Below are 19,912 nucleotides of genomic sequence, written 5' to 3'. Positions count from 1 at the left end.
CCCATGGACACCGCAACTCGCGACCGCAACATAGCAACCTGGTTGGGCGATGCGCCGCAGCCGGTACGTGACACTACGAACCAGCTGCTCGAGCGCATCGCCCTTTTGCGTGCCGAGCAGACCATCTACCCGGCACAAGACGACATCCTCAATGCCCTCGTCTACACGCCGGCAGACCAAGCCAAAGTTGTCATCTTGGGTCAAGACCCCTATCACGGACCCAACCAGGCCATGGGGCTTTCGTTCTCGGTCCCCGCGACGCAAACCAAGCTGCCGCCGAGCCTGCGCAACATCTATAAGGAACTCAACGCCGATCTGGGTTGCCCCATTCCCGCCACGGGAGACCTAACCCCATGGGCACAACAGGGCGTCCTGCTCCTCAACACCACACTCACCGTGCGCGAGCATGCCGCCAATTCGCACGCCAAGCTGGGCTGGAGCACCCTGACCGACTACGTCATCGAGCGCTGCTGCCAGCTGCCCCAGCCGGTAGTCTTTTTGGCATGGGGTCGCTTTGCCCAGCAGATGGTCGAGGGCAAGCTTGCCGCGACCGGCGCGGGAAAGGCAACCGGCAAGTTCTGTCTGGCCTCTACGCACCCCTCGCCGCTTTCGGCAAACCGTGCCACGGCAGAACTCCCCGCTTTTATGGGGTCGCGCCCCTTCTCGGCAGCTGATCGGCTACTCGAACAGCACGGCTCGACCCCCGTCAACTGGACTTGCCTCGGATAAAAACCGGTACATCAAAAACGCGCCCGACGGCTTTCCATCGGGCGCGTTTCCTATTCGGGCCAAATAAATTGTGTGCGGCCGGCCTCGCCGCCATCGATCAGCAGGCTCTGCCCGGTCATAAAACGGTTGGTCACGCCCACAAAGTAGATCCACTCAGCGATCTCCTGGGCGGTAGCCCAGCGCTTAAGCGGCGTGAGCTCCATAATCTGGTTCCACAGGTGCTCGTCTTCCATCACGCAACGGTTGAGCGGCGTGATAACGCCGCCCGGGTCCACACTGTTGGCGATGGCCTGCGGTGCTAGGCGGTTTGCAAGGTTCTTGGTGTAGGCGATAACGCCGCCCTTGCTGGCGGCATAGGCGGGAAACTCCGATCCCGTATGTCCGCTCGCCGACCCCACATTGACCACGGATTTGATAGCCGGCGCCGGCTTGGCGGCAAGCCCCTCCCCCACAAAGGCGTAGCGCTCAGTCACGTTGATGGTGCCACGCAGGTTGGCGGCAATGTCGTCGGCCGAATCCTGCGTACCGGCAACGTTCACGATTACCTGGGGTTCAAGGTCAACTGGAAACGAGTCCGGCTCGCGGACATCAACGATCAGATGGCGGTAGCGCTCGTGTTCGATCGCCGCCGGCAGCAGATCAAAGCCCACGACCTCGTGGCCCTCGTCCAAAAAGCGCTGCACGCACGCGGCTCCGATACCGCCCGAAGCGCCCGTGATCAAAACCCGCATGCTTGCTCCTTAGGCGGTTGCGTGACGCTCGAGGTACTCGGCGCCCACGTTCTCGCGCTCCCAGCCGCGCACGACCTTGTAGCCCACGGGGCTCAGGAAGACCTCGCACAGCAGCTCGGCAACAGCGCCGGTCAGCGAGCACATAAGAACCTGCACCCAGGTCCAACCAAAGAACGTGTGGCTCACCACAATGGCAAAGACCAGGTTGTCGACAAACTGGCCAACACCCGTGGACACATAGGAGCGGAAGGCGAAGCTCGCAAAGTTATTCTTTTTGAGCATACGGCCGAGCGACTGGTTGAGCGTGGAGTTAACCACGGCAGAAACGAGCATTGCCAGCGAAGAGCCCAGCACCACGTACCAGGTGCCGCCAATGGTGGCGTTAAGGGCGCTGTTGACCTCGATCATGCCCGTGTCGTAGTAGGCGCCCCACATGCCGGGCGTGAGCGAGCATGCCCAAAAGCACAGGCTCACGGCCAGGTTGACCAGCAGCGCGAGGATAGAGATTTTGATGGATGCCTTGGCGCCAAAGCGCTTGCAGATCATGTCCTGGCACAAAAACGAAACCCAGCTCACCACAAAGCCGCAATCGAGTGCCAGATACGGCAGGCTGATGAGCTCTTTGTTGGCCAGTAGGTTCATCATGATGACGCTCACGAAAAACAGCGAAACCGTTGCCGCGGGAATGCTCCGCAACAGGACCTTGTAGTCCTCCATGACCTTCTTGATCATTATGTACTCCTTTGGTTTTAGGTTTAACGAGCAGGATATCGGACCCGAACTGCTCGGACGCCCCGGTCTTGAGACGACGGTGGGTATGATAGCCGCTCATACGGCATCAGGCAAGTAAACGGCGCGGCAGCCCCGCAGGGCCACCGCGCCGATGCGCTAAAAGGCCACGTTGCCAAACTCCGACAGGATAAGGTCGGGGTTGTGGTCAGTTGCCCAATCCACGTTCCACGGGCTCGTGAACAGCAGCAGCTTACCGCCGCGCATGTCCTCGACGCGCAGGGTGTCGCGCGTGAGCGAAAGAGCCGGAATGTCAATGGTATCAGGGTCGTTCTGGATCCAGCGAATGTCCGTATAGGGCAGCGGCTGGCGACGAACCTCAACACGGTACTCGGCCTTAAGGCGGCGCTCGAGCACCTCAAACTGCAGTACGCCGACCACGCCCACGATGACGCTCTCCATGCCGGCACCCAGCTCGCGGAAGATCTGGATGGCGCCCTCCTGGGCAAGCTCCTCCATGCCCTTCACAAACTGCTTGCGCTTGAGCGTATCGACCTGCGTAATGCGGGCGAACATCTCGGGGGCAAACGTCGGGATCTGCGGATACTGCACATGGCGCTTGCCAGAGCACACGGTGTCACCGATGCTAAAGATACCCGGATCGAACAGGCCCACGATATCGCCCGCGTATGCCTCGTCCACGATGGCGCGGTCATCGGCCATCATCGACGTGCCCGTGGCAAGCTTGAGTTTACGGTTGCCCTGCACGTGGAAGGCGTCCATGCCACGCTCGAACTTGCCCGAGCAAATGCGCACAAAGGCGATGCGGTCTCGGTGGTTCTTGTCCATATTGGCCTGGATCTTAAACACAAAGCCGCTAAAGTCGTCGCGGCAGGGATCGACCGGCTCGCTGGTGAGCGTATCGATATAGGCGCGCGGCGTCGGGGCCAGGCGCAGGAACTCCTTGAGGAAGGGCTCCACACCAAAGTTGGTGAGCGCCGAGCCAAAGAACGCCGGGCTCAGCTTGCCGCAGGCCACAGCATCCAAGTCGAGCTCGTCGCCGGCGCCATCGAGCAGCTCGATGTCGTCCATCAGGTTCTTGTGGTTCTCCTCGCCGATGAGCTCGTCCATGGAAGGATCGCCCAGCTCGGCCTCGACCTCGGCGACCTTCTTGGTGGCGTTGGCATGACCGTCGCCCTCAAAGGCAATGACGCGACGAGTCTGACGGTCGAACACGCCACGGAAGTTGCGACCACTGCCGATCGGCCAGTTCATGGGATACGTATTGATACCCAGGACGTTCTCGATCTCTTCCATGAGCTCAAACGGATCGCGAGCCTCGTGGTCGAGCTTATTCACAAAGGTGAAGATGGGAATGTGGCGCAGCGTACAGACCCTAAAGAGCTTTTTGGTCTGGGCCTCGACGCCCTTAGCGCCGTCGATGACCATGACTGCGGCGTCGGCGGCCATAAGGGTACGGTAGGTATCCTCCGAGAAGTCCTGGTGGCCGGGGGTATCGAGGATGTTGACGCAGGCGCCATTATAGGTGAACTGCAGCACCGAGGAGGTAACGGAAATGCCGCGCTCCTTCTCGATGTCCATCCAGTCCGAGACGGCGTGCTTGGCCGAGCTCTTGCCCTTGACCGAACCGGCAGTCTGGATGCTGCCGGTATAGAGCAGCAGCTTCTCGGTAAGCGTGGTCTTACCGGCGTCCGGGTGGCTGATGATCGCGAATGTGCGGCGCGACGAGATTTCATCCGACAGGCTTGCCATGCGGATCCTTTCTTGCATTGAGTGCATTACGTCGTTGTAACCGCACTATTGTAGCCGCGAAATCCCGCTCTAGGGCGCCTATCAGGACAAATTCATCAGTTGGGGCCTGGGTAGCCGGCCCAATCCGAATTTGTCTCTTGCGTAACTGTACATAGTGTATATATACTGTGCTTACCGGTTATATACACGTGTAGCCCAACAGCTAAGGAGCCGCTGTGGACATCATCCTATCCAATTCGAGCGACAAGCCCATCTACGAGCAAATAGCCTCGCAAGTCAAAGCTCAGATCCTTTCGGGCGCGCTCGCTGCGGGAGCCAAACTCCCCAGCATCCGTGCACTCGCGAGCGATCTTGGCGTGAGTGTCATCACCACCAAGCGCGCCTACGCCGACCTGGAGCAACTCGGCTTTATCTGCACCGTGCAGGGCAAGGGCTGTTTTGTCGCCGAGGGCAACCAAGAACTCTTGCGCGAAAATCAGCTCTGCCATATCGAAGAGCTGCTTGCGAAAGCGGCGAGCCAAGCCGAAGCCTTGGGCGTCACGCGCGACAAGCTGCACGAGATGCTCGACCTCGTAGCCCCCGAAACCATGCAGTAACCATCTGCAAGAAAGGCTATACCATGCAAAAGTTGCTAGAACTTAAAGGTGTATCGCGCCGCGTGAGCGACCGCTTTTCACTGCGCGACGTCACGCTTGCCGTGGAGCCCGGCCAGATCGTTGGCTTTGTGGGCGCAAATGGCGCCGGCAAGACGACGACCATTCGCGCCGCGCTTGGGCTTATAAAGCCCGATGCCGGCGAGGTGCATCTGCTTGGACAGCGCTGCGACGCCAACGCGCCCGACGAGACGCAGCGCCACCTGCGCTCCCGCATCGGGCTTGTCCTGGACACGTGCCCCTTCCCCTCCACGCTCAAGGTGGGCCAGGTCGAGAAGCTCGTAGGCCCGGCATACCCCACGTGGAGCTGCGAAACGTTCGCCGGATTCATCGACCGATTTGGCCTCGATCCCAAGACGAAGGTCAAGGACCTCTCCCGCGGCATGGGCATGAAGCTGCAGCTCGCCTGTGCGCTCAGCCACAATGCCAAGCTGCTCGTTTTGGACGAAGCCACCGCGGGCCTCGATCCCATGGCGCGCGAGGAACTGCTCGACGAGTTGCTTGCCTTTGTCGCCGACGGCCAGCACAGCGTGCTGCTCTCGAGCCACATTACATCCGACCTCGATCGCACTGCCGACCGCGTCATCTGCATCGATAACGGCTCGATTGTGTTTGACCTGCCGCGCGAGGACATTACCGACCGAGCCGGCATCGCCCACTGCACCCAAGCACAGGCCGCAGAGCTTATGGCTTGCGTCGAAGGCGCCCGTGCCGCCCACCACGCCTATAGCGTGGACGTGCTCGTACCCAACCGTCGCGAGGCGCTCGAGGCCTTCCCCGAGATTCCCTGCGACCGGGCAACCATTGATGACTATCTTCGCCTCATACTGAAAGGGGCTTCGAAATGAAACGCGCCTTTATGTCTGAGCTCGCCATCGTCCGCACGCTTGTCCCGAGCATCGCGGGCGTCGGCCTGTTCATCTTCGTCGTATTGACCCTTGCCAACGCGACAGACGGCGATTCCGGCATGAGCGCCGGCGCCTGTGCGGTCAGCGCAATGTCGCCCATCATAATCATGAACTCGCTAGCTGGCTACGATAACCAAAACGGCTGGGAGCGTTATCGAGCAACGTTGCCCTTCTCGCGCAAAGACATTATTTGCGCACGCTACCTGTGCATCGTTATCTTCTCGGTCGTCATGGCGTGCGCGGCTACGCTTCTGAACATCCTCGCCCTTCCGCTCTTCGACCCCATGGGCATCCCTTCGACATGCCAGACGATCTTTGAAATCGCAACCGCCTCGGCGGCATCGATGCTCATCTCCCTCATGATGGTATTCTTGACACAGCCGCTGTTCTTCCGATTTGGACACATGGAGGCGCTGCGCCTATCCGTTGCCCTGTTTGCCCTGCTCGGGTGCCTTGCCATGGCCACGCTGAGCTCCTCCAACCCCATCAGCAACGGGCTCATGTCGATTGCCGGAGCGAATCCCGATCCTGCCGTTCTGGGCTGTCTGTGCGCAGGAATTGCCGTGCTGGCCCTCGCGCTATGTGCAATCAGCTGCACCGTCAGCACCAAGGTTTATCGAGTACGCGACCTGTAGCCACGCGAGCCTCAATCCACGAAGGACGCGATCGCCCCCCGCAAATCCGTGACAAATGGCATATCCCGGCGTACGCCACCGTACTACTTGCGCAGCGGCTTGGGCAGCGGAATGCCGGCGGCGATAACGGCGGCTATGATCATGCAGACGATACCCTTGAGCGGGAAGCACATGAGCAGCAGGCCCACGACCATGATGGGCTGGCGCATGACGGCGCCCATCGTCGAGGCCGTGCAAACGGCGACGCAAAAGACCGGATCGGCGCCGGTGAGGATAGCAAGGCCATAGCCCAGGCTTACGCCCGAGAAGATAACCGGGAAGAAGTGGCCGCCGCGCCAACCAAGGTTGATGAGGGCGGGCGTCAGCATGGCCTTAACGAGACCGGTCGCGATAAGCACGCCGGCGGGAATGGTCAGATAGGTTTCCATGAGCACGTCGGCCTGCGTCTCGCCGGCAAACATGGTGTAGGGCAGGACCGTGCCGCAGATGGCGAGCGCCAGACCGGCCAGCATGGCTTTGACGACAGGCCGCGCCCCTATTGCATGAGCAAGCGCTTCGCTCGCGTGCTCAGAGACAAAGTACAGCCAGCCGCAGATTGTTCCGATCAGCGACAGAGGGATGAGCCAGGTAAGCTCCAGGTTGCCCACCTCGGCGGACTCGAACCTGGGCATGCCCATGCCGCCGCCCAAAAGCTGGCCAAGCAGCAGGTAAGTGCCCAGACCGCCGGCAATCGCAATGCCGTAGACCACCGTCTTTTGCGCCTTGGGCAGCTTGATGGTGATTTCACCGGACGCGGACTCATCGTCGGCGTCTTCGCCCTGGCCGTCGGCGCTACCGGCGAGCGGTGCCACAAAGCCAAAGACGGGCGCGGTAAAGAGCGCCGTCAGGGCAGCCTGGGTACCCAGCAGCGTGAGCTCCCTAAACTCGGCGCCAAAGCGACGCATGCGGTCGCCGACCCAGCTGCACAGACCCGCGATAACGCCGGTCAGACCGGCCTCCGGTCCAATGCTGCCGCCAAACAGCAGCGGCAGCAATGCCGCGAGCGAAAGCTTGCCCAGGTTGTCGTACGGGTAGCGCCCGTCTTGCTTAACCTTAGCCATCACCTGGTTGAGGTCATCGGTCTTGGTGCCTGTCATCTTTTCGTACAGACCGATTAACAGGCCGCCCAGCAGGCAGACAAAAAACGGGTACGGCAGAAAGCCAAACGGGCCGCTGGCAAGCTCGGGCGAAGCGACGCCCAGCGCGTGCGGAATCTCGGTCCATAGATAGTCGATACCGTGCTCCATCGCAAAAAAGAACAGCCAGACCGCAGCACCTGCGAGTGCACCGGTCACGGCAACGCTGACCAAAAACAGCGCGCGGTTTGTGGGTTTGACAAGGTTATCCATCGGGTCCTCCCGCGGTTAAAGTCGACATAGATACGTTTTATTGTAGAGCGAGCGTTGCTCGAACGAGCCAACCATCTGCGCCGCAAACGGCACCATTGGGAGTCATGGTGGGGCAGGCTCAAGACTTATCCGTTGATAATCGAGGCAATCTCGCGCAAATCGTCGGCAAAGTAGATGCCGTGCTGGCGCCTCGGGCTCGAAAGCCCCTTATCAATCATGTGCCCGAGCAGCGCCTTGAGGTCGTTGTAGTAACCGTCCAGGTTATACAGGATGCACGGAGCACTCAGGTGTCCCAACGACACCGCGGACATGACCTCGGCAATCTCCTCGAGCGTGCCCGTGCCGCCCGGAAATGCGATGAACGCATCGCCGAGCTCAATCATCTTAGCCTTGCGCTCCGCCATATCGCTCGTCACGATAAGGTCGTTGATACCGTCATGTTGAAACTCGGCCTCGATAAAAAAGCTCGGCTCAACACCCGTCACGTGTCCACCCGCCTCGAGTACGCTATCGGCGAGCGCACCCATCAGCCCCGATTTGGACCCGCCGTATACCAGCGCGTGCCCGTTGGCGCCAATCCAGTTGCCCAGCTCCTGCACCGCGGGCAGAAACGCCGGATCATTGCCGGCACTGGCACCCAGATACACGGTGATATTCATATTTGGTCCCCCTTGTTGTGGCGCACGACGTTCGTCTTAGCGCTGGCGTCGACGATACTCGCGCACGCGACGCGAAAGATCGGCGAGCTCGTCACGATCGAGCTCTTCCAAATGCTCAAGATCGTCCATAAAGCGCGCCATGGTGTCCTTTTGGCGCAGCTTGATAAGCGTATTGCAGTAGTTCACCGCCACGCCCGTGAGCATGGCGATGTAGAAGATGCTGATGACGCTCAAGACGACGGTAATGCCGCGGGCAACCGGTGTCTCGGCAGGAATGTCACCAAAGCCGATGGTCGAGACCGTCTCAAAGCTAAACCAGAGACCGTCGCCAAACGTAAGGGACGTGGGCTCGGACAGCCAGACGGCAGTCGAGCACAGCAGGTAAAAGATTAGAAACAGGCCCGTGATGCGCGCAAAGCCAGCCTGTCGCAGCACATCGGCAAGCGTCCTCAACCTGTTCATCGCGACCCCTTTCCCAGACGCCCAATCTCGTTCGCTCGGTATTGTCCCACGCCTCCCCCGCAAACGAAACTAGTCATTGGGAACTAGTCATAGGGAACTAGTCATTGGGAACTAGTCATTGGGGACGTTCTTAAATGACTAGTCAAACAAGAACATCCCCAATGACTAGTCGTTTAAGAACGTCCCCAATGACTGCCGGGCGGGACCGTTTAGCGGTGCAGCTGCCGGCTGGGCAGGCTGAGCTGGTATCCTTATGCGGTAATGTCTCGATTCGTTAGGATTGCATGTGAGAGCTGCCACTGTCCTTCGTTCAGTTATATATCGCACCCTGGCCGTCGCGCTTGCCGCGCTCGCCGTACTGAGCACCATCATGCCCGCCCCCGCCTATGCCGCCAATACCGATCAGCAGGTCAAAACGGTCCGCGTTGGTTGGCTCGTCAACAACGAGGGCTTCCAGGACGGCACCCCCGGCGAGCGTCTCTCGGGATGGGGTTACGAGTACCTCCAGACCCTCTCGTACTACACACCCGGCTGGCAGTACGAATACGTCTCCGGCACCTTCACCGAGCTTATGGAGAAGCTCGAAGCCGGCGAGATTGACCTCATGCCCAACATCTCCTACTCCGAGGAACGTGCCCAAAAGCTGCTCTTTTCCTCGAACCCCGAGGGCACCGAGCGCTACTACATCTACGCCAAGCCCGACCGTGACGACCTTGCAAAGGGTGACCCTCAAGCACTCCAGGGTCTCACTATCGGTTGCAACCCCGACGTCATGCAAACCTTCGTTGGCCAGCAATGGCTCGCCAGCGAAGGAATCGCCTGCACATACAAGGAGTATGACGGAGGATCCGATCTCTTTGACGCGCTCGCAAACGACGAAGTCGATGCCGTCATCATGAACGACACAATCTCGTCGCCCAATGCCTCCCCCATGTTCTACATTGGTTCGAACGACTACTACTTTGCCGTTCCCAAAAGCCGCCCCGACCTGATGGACGACATCAATGCTGCCATGGCGGCAATCGCCCGCGTCAACCCACGCTATAACGACGAAGTCAAATCTAACTACTCGACCCAAAACAGCGGCTCATCATCGCTCAACGGCCCCGAACGTTCCTGGCTCAAGGCGAACAACAACACCATCACGCTCGGCTACATTACGGGCAAACTCCCCTACTGCAACGAGGACGAAGACGGCGAAATGGAAGGCTCGCTCGCATCGCTTGCGACGACGCTACACGATAAATTTGGCATTACGGTCAAAACCGTCGCCTTTGATAGCTACAAGATGATGTCAAAGGCCCTGTCAAAGGGAAGCATAGACGTTGCGCTGCCGGTATACCGAGATTACTGGTTTGCCGAGCAAACAGGCGTTGTGCAGTCGATATCGTTGGGGACCATATCCCTCACCGCCATCCACACCGGCAGCAACCTGAACAAAGACCTTCAGAACATCGCCTGTACCAAATCATCGTTTGTCAACAAAAATGCACTTGAAAGTCTGTTCCCCACAGCGACCGTAACCGAATACCAATCCGACGATGAAGCGCTCGACGCCCTCAGGAAGGGAACGGCGCACTGCATCGTCGCTCCCAGTTCACGCGTAAAAACCATCGGTGACCGTTACGATCTCGAGGACTGCGAGACGACCGAGCTCCCTGACACCTGTGAGATCTCGTGCTGGATTTCGCGCGGAAAACCCGAGCTGTTGGGAATCATCAACAAGGGCATCATCAATGCCGGAGAATCGCTCTCCGCAAGCAATTTCTCCTCCACGTCGTACACGGCCCAGGAATCCAACACGCTTCAATTCCTTTATCGCAACCGCACCGCCATTGCAGCTACCCTCATCGGTATGTTGTCGGTCGGCATCGTCCTGCTCATCTGGGCGCTCGTGCGCGCTCGAACCGAGCGCAAAAAAGCCGATGCTGCCAACGCCGCTAAGACGGCATTCCTCACGCGCATGAGCCACGACATCCGTACGCCGCTCAACGGTATCCTGGGCCTTATCGAGATCGAGGAATTGAAGGAAGGCGATATGCAAGTCGCCCGCGAGAGCCGTGCCAAGGCGCGCGTTGCCGCCAATCACCTGCTCTCGCTGATCAACGACATCCTCGAGATGGGCAAAATCGAAGACCGCAAGCTAACACTGGAGCATGCGCCTTTTAACCTCAAAGAGCTCTGTGACGATACGCTAGTGCTGTGCAAGCTCCGCGCGTCCAGTAACGGCATCACAATGCAGGACAATAGTCTGCCGTACGCCACGGGGCCATACATGATCGGCAGTCCCACCCATATCCGACAGATCATGATCAACCTGTTAGACAACAGCATTAAGTACAACAAGCACGGCGGCTCCGTCACCTTTAGCTCAAAGACCAAGCCACTCGATAACGGGCGCGCGCTCTTTTGCTTTAGCGTTTCGGATACCGGCATTGGCATGGCTCCCGAGTTTTTAAAGCATATCTATGAGCCGTTTGCCCAAGAAGGTGACGATGCGCGCAGCAAGTTCCAAGGAACCGGCATGGGCATGCCAATCGTCAAGTCGCTTATTGAACTGATGGGCGGCACCATCGAAGTCACCAGCGAACTCCATGTGGGCACCACGTTCTACGTGGAAATTCCGCTCGATATCGACAAGAACCCCCGGGCGCGGACGGATACGGTCGAGAAGGCGCTCGACTGCTCGCTTGCCAACATGAACGTGCTGCTCGCCGAAGACAACGAATTGAATGCCGAGATTGCCCAGGCGCTGCTAGAATCCGAGGGCGTCGTGGTCACCCGCGCCGTCAACGGCAACGAAGTCGTCGATCTGTACCTGTCTCATCCCGCCGGCAGCTTCGATGCGATCCTGATGGACATTATGATGCCGGACATGGACGGTTACGAGGCAACCCGCGCGATTCGTCTGAGCGAGAAGGTCGATGCAGCCGATATCCCCATCATCGCGCTCACCGCCAATGCCTTTGCCGAGGACGCCAAGGCGGCACACGACGCCGGCATGAACGCCCATCTGTCCAAACCGCTCGACTTTAACAAGCTCAAAAACATACTCGCCCGCATCAAGAAAAACAGATCCGTTTCGCTATAGTTTGTGCTCAACAACCATACGCAGCAGAAAGGAAGCCAACGATGTTTAGGCCCTTACGTCGAAAGAAACGCGCCATCACTGACGAGGAAGCGCGCGAACTGCTCGCCACCTGCAAGCGCGGCGTCTTTGCCGTCAACGGCGACGATGGCTACCCGTACGCCATTCCCGTCAACTACTTCTTTGACACCGAGCACGACAAGATTTATTTCCATGGTGCCAAGGCTGGCCACAAGGTTGATTCACTCAAGCGCGATGACAAGGTCTGCTTTACCGTTTACGGCAACGAGTGGTACAAGGACGGTGACTGGGCTCCCTACGTTATGAGCACCGTGGTCTTTGGCCGCTGTCGCCTGGCGAATGACACTCCCGCGTTTATCGAGGATACAGTCCGCCAGCTCGCGCTTAAGTACTACCCTTCTGCCGAGGAAGTCGAAGAGGAAATCGCCAAGGACATTAAGGGCGTCCAGCTCTACGAGATTACGATTGAGCATCTTTGCGGCAAGCAGATTCAAGAAAAGTAAGCCCCCCCTCAGCAGACCTCATCAATAACAATATGGCCTGGTTCCAACCCACCTTGGAACCAGGCCATATGCTTATAGAGCGTCGGCAGCTATGTGCGCAAGCGCCTCAACAAGTTCCTGCGAGCTCACGGGTTTACTCAGGTGCGCGTCCATGCCCGCCTCACGCGAAAGCCTGCGGTCGTCGGCAAAGGCGTTGGCACTCACAGCGATAATCGGCGTAGTCGCGGCATCCTCGCGATCGAGTGCTCGAATTCGACGCGTGGCCTCAAGGCCATCGATACCGGGCATCATGATGTCCATCAACACCACGTCGTACTCGTGCGGTGCGCTCGCGGCAAACGCCTCAACGGCAGACTCGCCATCCTTAGCATGCGTCACGACGGCACCGGCACGGCTGAGCGTAAACTGCGCGATCTCGGCATTCAGATCGTTATCCTCTACGAGCAAAACGCGCAAGCCCTGAAGCGCATCGCCATCGCCCGCATCCGCGCGAACTGCCCGAGGAATCTCGGAGCGCTTGCATTTCTCGAGCGGCAGGCGGATGGTAAACGTCGTCCCCTGCCCCAAGACGCTCGTAAAGCTCATGGTTCCGCCCATAAGCTCGACCAACTGTTTTGCGATAGGCGCGCCCAGGCCAGTTCCCGATGAAGCGCCTTCCACCTGTTGCTCCTCGCGGCAAAACGGCTCGTAGAGGTGCTGTTGGAACTCCTCGCTCATGCCAATACCGTTGTCGGCGACCGTGTATTCATAGACGGGGACGCCATCCGCTGGCTCCACCTCGCGGCACACCAGGCGAACATAGCCGCCCTGGCGGTTGTACTTGACGGCATTGCCGGTAATATTGAGCAACAGGCGCTTGAGGTGCGTCACGCTCACCCGCGCATAGGGATGATTAAGCGTCTGCTGGTCGCAGATAATTGTCACCAGACGCTCCTCGGCCTGGCGCTCCAGAATATCGCGCACCTCGTGGTTGAGGGTCACCAAGTTTGTGGGAACAAGCTCCAAATCGACCTGGCCGCTCTCCAGGCGACTCATATCCAGGGCCTCGTTGGCAAGGTCGAGCAGCAGCCCCGATGCCGTCCAGATTTTTGAGCGGCAATCGGTCTGCTTTTGCAGATCGTCCGCATTGGCATCGCCAACCTCGACCATGCCGCGAATGCCGTTGATGGGCGTGCGCAGATCGTGGCTCATGCGGCGCAGAAACTCCGTCTTTGCCGAGTTGGCAGACGAGGCCTCACGCGCCGCCTTTGCCAGCCTGTCGCCATAGTCGCGCTCTTGCTGCAGCAAGTCCGTCAAACGTCGGCGATCAGCGCGGCGACGCACCATCACAACAACGGCTATAACACCGCTGTAGAGCACCAGCACGCCGGCAGCAACAGCCGCGACGACCTCAAAGTAGCGCCGCGCCGAGGCATAGGTGTACACGTAGAACCCGCGCGCTTTTCCAAATGTGCCCAAATACCACTCGCCGTCGGCGTTAACCAATCTGACCTTACCAGCCGGGCACCGATCCTTTATACCGTCAACAATGAAGGCATCCGTCGCAGGCAGATCGAATACGCGCAATATGGTGGGTTCAACGGCATTGGTCGCAACGACCTTGCCATCGCTTTCGATCACGATATTGCCACTGTCGATGGTCTCATAACCACCGAGCAGGCTCTGCAGTTTGAGCGTATTGCTTGCAACTGCCTTCGCGCTCTGATGCCTTACTGCGACAACGATGCCCTCGTCATCCTGCCGGGTTACGCAGCCAATGTCTGCGACCGAATCATCCGCAAGTGTGATGCGGGCGGTATAGGACTTAAGCGGATAGGCTGCCACCTCCAGCACGGGTGCTTCCTTGAGATACGTAGCGAGCGACTCGTAGCCCACGCCATCCGTCGAGGACTCAGACACCAAATTGCCCGATGCGTCCGTCACGATCAGTGCGCTCACGTTGAACTGGTCGTCATATTGCTCCAGCATGGCGTTATCCACCGAACCGTCGCGCTCCATATCGCGCGCTGTCTCTCCGGCGATCTCCATAACGCGAATCAGGTTTTTGGTTGTATAGGCGCTATTGAATGCATCGTAGGAAAGGCTCTGCGTCGCCACGTAATCGACAACGTCGGCAAAGCGCTGCTCGGCCTGAGCTGTCGTGTAGCTGTAGCTCATCATGCCGGCAACAACCGAGAGCGCTATCCCCAGCAGAGCGACAAGAAGCCATGCCCCTGTCGAACGATTGCCCCGCTCCTGAGCGGCGTGGTCGGGCGCATCGATCATGACAGGCCCTCCATATTCAAAAATGGCGAAGGGTCATCAAAGTACTTTGACACCAGGCGTTCCATGGTGCCATCGGCAAGCATTTCTTGGTAGGCATGAGTGAGCTTGACGTCGATGCCGCGCGTATCGTTGATATCGAAAGCGGTGCCCAAACCAACCTCTAGCAGCGGCTCATCCAAAATGCGATACGTTACGCCATAGTCTTTTTCGTAGGTGAGCAGCGAGGACTCATGCGCGGCGATGGCGTCGACCAGACCTTCGACGAGCGCCGGGTTCAGGTATGAACGGTCCGAAAAGCAGTAGAGTTCCTTGATCTGCGGAACGTTTTCATTTGTACGGTTGAGCAAAATGTCCTCGGGCTTGGTGGTGGACTGAACGGCCACGACCTTATCCTCAAGATCGGCAAGCGTGTAGATATCGCTCTGGGGATCGACTGCGACCACCTGGCGGCTCGCAAGGTACGGGCCGGCCCAACGATACTCGTTTTCGCGACCCGTCATGCTAAAGCTACCCATGACGCAATCGAGCTCGCCGCTCGCCAGCAGCTCTTCCTTCTTTTCCCAGTCAATCAGCTGGTATTTTGGCTTGTAACCAATGCGGGCCAAAGCCTCGGTCAATATCTCGACATCCAGGCCAACGATATCGCCGTACTCGTCGGTATACACAAACGGTGGATAGAGGTCGCTGCCAACGTTGAGCGTCTTAAGATTGTCGTCCTGGACCTGCGAGGCCTCCAGGCCTTTTGATGCAGACGTCGATGCCTCGTCATTCGACCCGAAGCAGCCAGCTATCGCTACGACAAAAGCGCTCGCCACTGCAAGCGCAACAAACAACGAAATGGCAACCGAGCGACGGGATCTTTTCATCGAGCTCCATACGATCCTGTTTACAGACTGAAATGGTTAAAGATAATAGCAAACAAAACCACACGAGCACCCAATTGTTACAGACGCTTTACCGTGTGGGGCCTTCCAGCCGACTTGGCAGAAGACCCCGCATGCAGCGCTCACTTACCGTGCATTAAAAACGTAGCGGTCCAGGCGGCCGCACGCTTCCTTTACGCGCGAAAGCGGCAGCGCCAGATTCACGCGAATGTGGCAGGGCCCGTGGAACGGACGGCCGTCCTGATACCCCACGCCCACGCGCGCCCCCTCGTCGAGCAGCCACTGAATATCGCGGCCATGCTCGCGGCACCACTCGGTGCAGTCCAGAAACACCATGTACGTGCCCTGCGGACGCGAATAAGACACGCCCTCAAAATGCTCGTCCACGTAATTGCAGAAGTACTCGATATTGCCGGCAAGCACCTGGTTGAGCTCGTCCAGCCACTCGTAGCCTTGCGGCTGGTAGGCACCGATAAGCGCGTGCATCGAGAGGACGTTCATCTCGTTGTAGTGAGTCTTGTTGGACACGGCACACACGCGGTCGCGCAGCGTCTCGTTGTAGATGATGTGGTAGCTGCCGACCAGACCCGCCAGGTTAAACGTCTTGCTCGGCGCATAGAGGGCAACCGTGCGCATGCGGGCATCCTCGCTCACCGACTGCGTCGGGATATGCTTGTGTCCCGGCAGGATGATATCGGACCAAATCTCGTCCGAGATCACCACGCAATCGTGCTGGCGATAGATGTCCATGGCGCGCTCGATTTCGTCGCGCTCCCATACGCGCCCGCAGGGATTGTGCGGCGAGCAGAACACCGCGGCATGGATGTTGTTTTGGGCGAGTTTGCACTCCATGTCCTCAAAGTCCATGCGCCACACGCCCCGGTTGTCGAGTTTAAGCGAGCTGTGGACAATGCGATAGCCCGCGGCCTCGATGGACTTGGTAAAGCCGATGTAGGTGGGGCTGTGGACCAGCACCGCATCGCCCGGCTGGACATACGCGCGCAGCGTCGACACGACGCCGCCCAGCACGCCATTTTCGTAGCCGATATGTTCAGGGCTCAAACCTTCGACGCCATTGCGGCGATTCTGCCATTCGATGATGCGATCGAAGTACTCAGCGCGCGGGTTAAAGTAGCCAAACATGGGGTGCTGGGCACGCTGAATGATGTGTTCCTGGACCGTGGGCACCGTGGCAAAATTCATGTCGGCCACCCACATGGGGATGCGGTCGAAGCCCTCGTCGGGTGCGTTCGGAGCCATACCGGGGATCTCGCCCCAAGAGTCAACGGCGATGGAGTCCATGCCGTGGCGGTCGATGATTGAAGTGAAGTCGTATTTCATGCTGGACCCCCGTGCAAAGTAGACTGTTTCGATAGGCGCTATTGTCCACCAGCACGGGCGGTTTTGGCGCGGGGTTTGGCGCTTAATTTGACGGGTGCGAGCGAATGGCTGGTTAGTCTCGCGCGTCGTTGACGGCGACTACGGTTAGCTGGGTTTCATCGACCGTAAACGATATGTCGAGCCCGGCGAAGGCAAGATGATAGACGCGGTTTGGCTCGTGCTTGCTGCCCGCGCGGCGCGGATCTTGGCGAAGGACCTCGACCAAGCCGGGGAGCTTTGCGGGCGAGACCATATCCTGCAGCGCCTGCGGAAACTCAACATCGAGCTCTTGCCACGGAGCATCCTCAATCCAGCCGCCCGTTGCATCCGGGTGGCAGTCCGCAAACGGAATGTAGGGCTTAATGTCGTAGATGGGCGTGCCGTCGCGCAGGTCGGCCCCCAACACATGGATGATGGGACCATCGTCGGTAAGCTCCACGCGGTCGAGCTTGACGCAGGTGAGCCCAATGGAATTAGGGCGAAACGGACTGCGCGTGGCAAAGACGCCCACACGCTCGGCTCCACCCAGGCGCGGCGGACGCACAGTTTTCGACCATTTTGCGTTGGTGCCGGACCTGTCCTGCGTTTTGGCATCGGCGGCTATGTCCTTAGCCGTGCCGCCGGGCGTTCCGTTTTCGAAGCGCCACAGCAGCCACAGGTAAGAGAAGGAGTCCAGACCCTCAACCGCTGCGTTGGAGGCAAATTCCGGCTCAAAAACGATGCGTCCCTGCAGATGAGGCGCCAAAAAGCTGTTGCGCGGGATGCCGAACTTCTGCGGCAGGTCGGTATGTATGTGTGCAATAGGTTCCATGCCGGTCATTGTACGGCATGGAGGCGTGGGGCGTTGCGTGCAATTCTTCGCCGCGGTCCCCCGCCGTGCAACCAACGGTTGCTTGGAAGGGCGTCTGCCGCCGCGTATGCTTAAGCCATCAACCAGCAGAAAGGAGCCGCTATGGCCTTTGCAGAAAAGCTCATTGCCATCCGTCGCGCCCATCACCTTACCCAAGAGCAGCTCGCCGCCAAACTCTTTGTCACGCGCCAAGCCGTCAGCCGTTGGGAGCGCGACGAGGTCACCCCGGGCATCGACATGATGAAGCTCATTGCCGCCGTAACCGGCGAGCCACTGTCCCACCTGCTCGAAATGCCCGAGCATTATTGCCAGAGCTGCGGCATGATACTCACGCCCGACGACTGCGGCACCGATGCCACAGGCGCCACGACCGACCATTACTGCAAGTGGTGCTACGACCACGGCAAGTACACCTACGCCACCACCATGGAGGCGATGATCGAGGACTGTGCCCCGCGCCTGGCGCAAAACACCGGCATGTCGCTCGACGAAGCCGTCTCGCTCATGGGCGCCGTCCTGCCGCAACTGGAGCGCTGGCGCACCGTGCAGGAAAACGAGGAATGCTACGGCGCCGAGGCTCGAGCTCGCTATGGCAATGAGGCTATCGATGCAGCAAACAAAACGTTACTGGATATGGATCCTCAGACATGGAACGACATGAAGGAACTTGAACGCGCCATTTTGGGCCAGCTCTCGATTGCCATGGGCATTGGCGACCCAGAGAGCAACGAAGCCCAAAAACTGGTTACAATGCACCGTCGATGGATTGCTCTCAACTGGGGATGCGAGCCCCAAGACGAGGCGTACCTGGGCCTCGCCCACGGCTATCTTGCCGACCAGCGCTTTGTTGACTATTACGACAAGCCCTGCGGCACCGGAGCCACGGCGTTTCTGGTCCAGGCCATCGAGCCGTCGTTGACGTGCGCATAGACCGCGGCGGCTTTGGGTATTTCAATCAAAACCGCAACCGATTGGAGACCTATGACTACTGATCACGAGCTCGTGCTCTACGTTATGACCGGCTGCCCGTATTGCATAAAGGTCAAGCACTTTCTGGCCGATAACGGCGTGACCATTCCCGAGCGCAATATCTCGACCGACTCCGATGCCGAACAGACACTCATCGCCGTCGGCGGAAAGCGCCAGGTTCCCTGCCTGTTCATCGACGGCAAGCCACTCTACGAATCGAGCGACATCATCGCGTGGGCGCAAGAGAACCTGCTCTAGTACGCGCATCCCGTCCGTCCAAGGCCCCACCCCATACGGCCTAAACATGTACACCAGCATCCAAAGTCAACATTTTTCGACATCTTTGGATGCTGGTGTACAGCTTTTGCGGGTAGTCATGGACGCACTTAACCGGCTAATTGTTTGAGGCGACCTTTGGATTATGGCTGTTTGACGCCTCTGGAAAGGGTTTCCGAGAGGGCTGTGGTCAAAAAAGGGCAAATATGAGTACTGCTACCTGTTTAGTAGCAGCGATTTTGATCACTTCAGGAACTATTCAACGTTCCACTCGTCCGCAGACGACGTTATTTCTCCTCATATGTTCAATAAAAGTAGCTCCTAATGGGAACAAATCTCATCAGGAGCTACTATTTATAGCAAAGTAAATGCAACCATAATGGCAACAGTACTCATATTTGCCCTTTTTTGACCACGACCCTCCAGAATAGTCGCTGAGAACGACACTAAATGACAAAATCCGGCACTTGGACGTTCTTATATGAGTAGCCATTGAAGGACACCTAACGACTACTCCCATTCGCGACACACTGTGTCGCGAATTAAGCTGGTCTCACCACCGAAGACCAGTGAAAGCTCCTGGCCAGAATCTCGATAGTTTGTTAAAGTGCCCCCCTCTGCAAGTTCAATGAGCGCTCATGTTCCAAACTGAAAAATGAAGAAATATCGAAGCCGTCAATGCTCATTTTCTATCGAACAGGCAGGTCAAAACAAGCTAATTAGCCCGATAAACTGCTTGTATGTTTGTCTACAAAATTGTATACAAAAAGAGAATCCGAGAAGTGACGCTCGACATTATGTCGATCGATAGGAGGCGCCATGGATGCTAAGCAGCTCGAAAAGATAAGGCTCTGTTAGACCAGGATTGACATACATGTGTCCCCACGGTGCCATATCGTTGACCCCATAGACCGCGATGATGGGGGCAGCATGAACGCCGAAGACCTGGTCCTCAACTTCAAGAAGGGCATGGCGAACCTCAGCAAGACCGAGCGCCGCCGCGCTATCG

19 protein-coding genes are annotated in these 19,912 nt (G+C 58.4%); 8 read left to right on the top strand and 11 right to left on the bottom strand.

What is annotated here, in order from left to right; translation table 11 throughout:
- The first annotated feature begins 3 nt into the window (after window positions 1-3).
- Window positions 4-729, top strand: coding sequence for a uracil-DNA glycosylase (locus tag RX395_RS00095; RefSeq protein WP_117817265.1), 726 nt, complete (start codon window positions 4-6; stop codon window positions 727-729).
- Window positions 730-779: 50 nt separating this feature from the next.
- Here RX395_RS00095 and RX395_RS00090 read toward each other — a convergent pair whose 3' ends face one another.
- The 3 genes from RX395_RS00090 to RX395_RS00080 form a co-directional block, all read right to left on the bottom strand.
- Window positions 780-1,460, bottom strand: a complete 681-nt coding sequence (locus tag RX395_RS00090; protein WP_316364561.1) for an SDR family NAD(P)-dependent oxidoreductase — start codon at window positions 1,458-1,460, stop codon at window positions 780-782.
- 9 nt (window positions 1,461-1,469) lie between these two features.
- The gene (locus tag RX395_RS00085) at window positions 1,470-2,192 is read right to left on the bottom strand and encodes a VUT family protein (RefSeq protein ID WP_233539975.1); all 723 of its coding nucleotides are present in this window, start codon (window positions 2,190-2,192) and stop codon (window positions 1,470-1,472) included.
- 156 nt (window positions 2,193-2,348) lie between these two features.
- Window positions 2,349-3,962 carry a peptide chain release factor 3 gene (locus RX395_RS00080; RefSeq protein WP_316364558.1) on the bottom strand — a complete coding sequence of 538 codons (1,614 nt, stop codon included), beginning with the start codon at window positions 3,960-3,962 and terminating at the stop codon, window positions 2,349-2,351.
- A 215-nt stretch (window positions 3,963-4,177) separates the two neighbouring features.
- On the opposite strand from RX395_RS00080, the gene RX395_RS00075 reads away from it, so the two are divergent.
- The 3 genes from RX395_RS00075 to RX395_RS00065 are packed head-to-tail and all read left to right on the top strand — an operon-like array spanning window position 4,178 to window position 6,158.
- Window positions 4,178-4,558 carry a GntR family transcriptional regulator gene (locus RX395_RS00075; RefSeq protein WP_117640582.1) on the top strand — a complete coding sequence of 127 codons (381 nt, stop codon included), beginning with the start codon at window positions 4,178-4,180 and terminating at the stop codon, window positions 4,556-4,558.
- 23 nt (window positions 4,559-4,581) lie between these two features.
- Window positions 4,582-5,463, top strand: coding sequence for an ABC transporter ATP-binding protein (locus tag RX395_RS00070; protein WP_118333974.1), 882 nt, complete (start codon window positions 4,582-4,584; stop codon window positions 5,461-5,463).
- Window positions 5,460-6,158, top strand: a complete 699-nt coding sequence (locus tag RX395_RS00065) for an ABC-2 transporter permease (RefSeq protein WP_316364555.1) — start codon at window positions 5,460-5,462, stop codon at window positions 6,156-6,158. The genes RX395_RS00070 and RX395_RS00065 overlap by 4 nt, the downstream gene beginning before the upstream one ends.
- An 83-nt stretch (window positions 6,159-6,241) precedes the next feature.
- On the opposite strand, the gene RX395_RS00060 is transcribed toward RX395_RS00065, so the two are convergent.
- The 3 genes from RX395_RS00060 to RX395_RS00050 form a co-directional block, all read right to left on the bottom strand.
- On the bottom strand, window positions 6,242-7,546 hold the full coding sequence (locus tag RX395_RS00060) for a chloride channel protein (protein WP_316364554.1): 1,305 nt from the start codon (window positions 7,544-7,546) through the stop codon (window positions 6,242-6,244).
- 125 nt (window positions 7,547-7,671) lie between these two features.
- Window positions 7,672-8,205 carry an LOG family protein gene (locus RX395_RS00055; protein ID WP_152068434.1) on the bottom strand — a complete coding sequence of 178 codons (534 nt, stop codon included), beginning with the start codon at window positions 8,203-8,205 and terminating at the stop codon, window positions 7,672-7,674.
- Window positions 8,206-8,241: 36 nt separating this feature from the next.
- Window positions 8,242-8,667 carry a potassium channel family protein gene (locus RX395_RS00050; RefSeq protein ID WP_316364552.1) on the bottom strand — a complete coding sequence of 142 codons (426 nt, stop codon included), beginning with the start codon at window positions 8,665-8,667 and terminating at the stop codon, window positions 8,242-8,244.
- A 286-nt stretch (window positions 8,668-8,953) separates the two neighbouring features.
- On the opposite strand from RX395_RS00050, the gene RX395_RS00045 reads away from it, so the two are divergent.
- Complete coding sequence (locus RX395_RS00045; RefSeq protein WP_316364550.1) at window positions 8,954-11,758, top strand: ATP-binding protein; 2,805 nt, start codon at window positions 8,954-8,956, stop codon at window positions 11,756-11,758.
- 41 nt (window positions 11,759-11,799) lie between these two features.
- A complete protein-coding gene (locus RX395_RS00040) occupies window positions 11,800-12,279 on the top strand; it encodes a pyridoxamine 5'-phosphate oxidase family protein (RefSeq protein ID WP_316364549.1) in 480 nt (159 codons plus the stop codon).
- Window positions 12,280-12,351: 72 nt separating this feature from the next.
- On the opposite strand, the gene RX395_RS00035 is transcribed toward RX395_RS00040, so the two are convergent.
- From RX395_RS00035 to RX395_RS00020, 4 genes are all read right to left on the bottom strand, one after another.
- Window positions 12,352-14,544 carry a hybrid sensor histidine kinase/response regulator gene (locus RX395_RS00035; protein ID WP_316364547.1) on the bottom strand — a complete coding sequence of 731 codons (2,193 nt, stop codon included), beginning with the start codon at window positions 14,542-14,544 and terminating at the stop codon, window positions 12,352-12,354.
- Window positions 14,541-15,410, bottom strand: a complete 870-nt coding sequence (locus RX395_RS00030; RefSeq protein ID WP_316364546.1) for a substrate-binding periplasmic protein — start codon at window positions 15,408-15,410, stop codon at window positions 14,541-14,543. Before RX395_RS00030 ends, RX395_RS00035 begins: the two co-directional genes overlap by 4 nt.
- Window positions 15,411-15,554: 144 nt before the next feature.
- On the bottom strand, window positions 15,555-16,769 hold the full coding sequence (locus tag RX395_RS00025; protein ID WP_316364544.1) for a MalY/PatB family protein: 1,215 nt from the start codon (window positions 16,767-16,769) through the stop codon (window positions 15,555-15,557).
- A gap of 112 nt (window positions 16,770-16,881) precedes the next feature.
- Window positions 16,882-17,619 carry an SAM-dependent methyltransferase gene (locus RX395_RS00020; RefSeq protein WP_316364542.1) on the bottom strand — a complete coding sequence of 246 codons (738 nt, stop codon included), beginning with the start codon at window positions 17,617-17,619 and terminating at the stop codon, window positions 16,882-16,884.
- A gap of 141 nt (window positions 17,620-17,760) precedes the next feature.
- Here RX395_RS00020 and RX395_RS00015 point away from each other — a divergent pair, with 141 nt between their 5' ends.
- Together RX395_RS00015 and RX395_RS00010 are read left to right on the top strand one after the other, a co-directional pair.
- Complete coding sequence (locus RX395_RS00015) at window positions 17,761-18,588, top strand: TipAS antibiotic-recognition domain-containing protein (RefSeq protein WP_316364540.1); 828 nt, start codon at window positions 17,761-17,763, stop codon at window positions 18,586-18,588.
- Window positions 18,589-18,639: 51 nt separating this feature from the next.
- On the top strand, window positions 18,640-18,885 hold the full coding sequence (locus RX395_RS00010) for a glutaredoxin family protein (RefSeq protein WP_316364538.1): 246 nt from the start codon (window positions 18,640-18,642) through the stop codon (window positions 18,883-18,885).
- 813 nt (window positions 18,886-19,698) lie between these two features.
- On the opposite strand, the gene RX395_RS00005 is transcribed toward RX395_RS00010, so the two are convergent.
- On the bottom strand, window positions 19,699-19,912 hold a 214-nt coding region (locus tag RX395_RS00005), incomplete at its 5' end, for a hypothetical protein (protein WP_316364536.1).

Origin of the sequence: Collinsella aerofaciens (assembly GCF_032584215.1) — a bacterium.
Taxonomy (GTDB): Bacteria; Actinomycetota; Coriobacteriia; order Coriobacteriales; family Coriobacteriaceae; genus Collinsella.
Note: the sequence above shows the minus strand (reverse complement) of the source record. Positions and strands in the feature narration are given on the sequence as shown.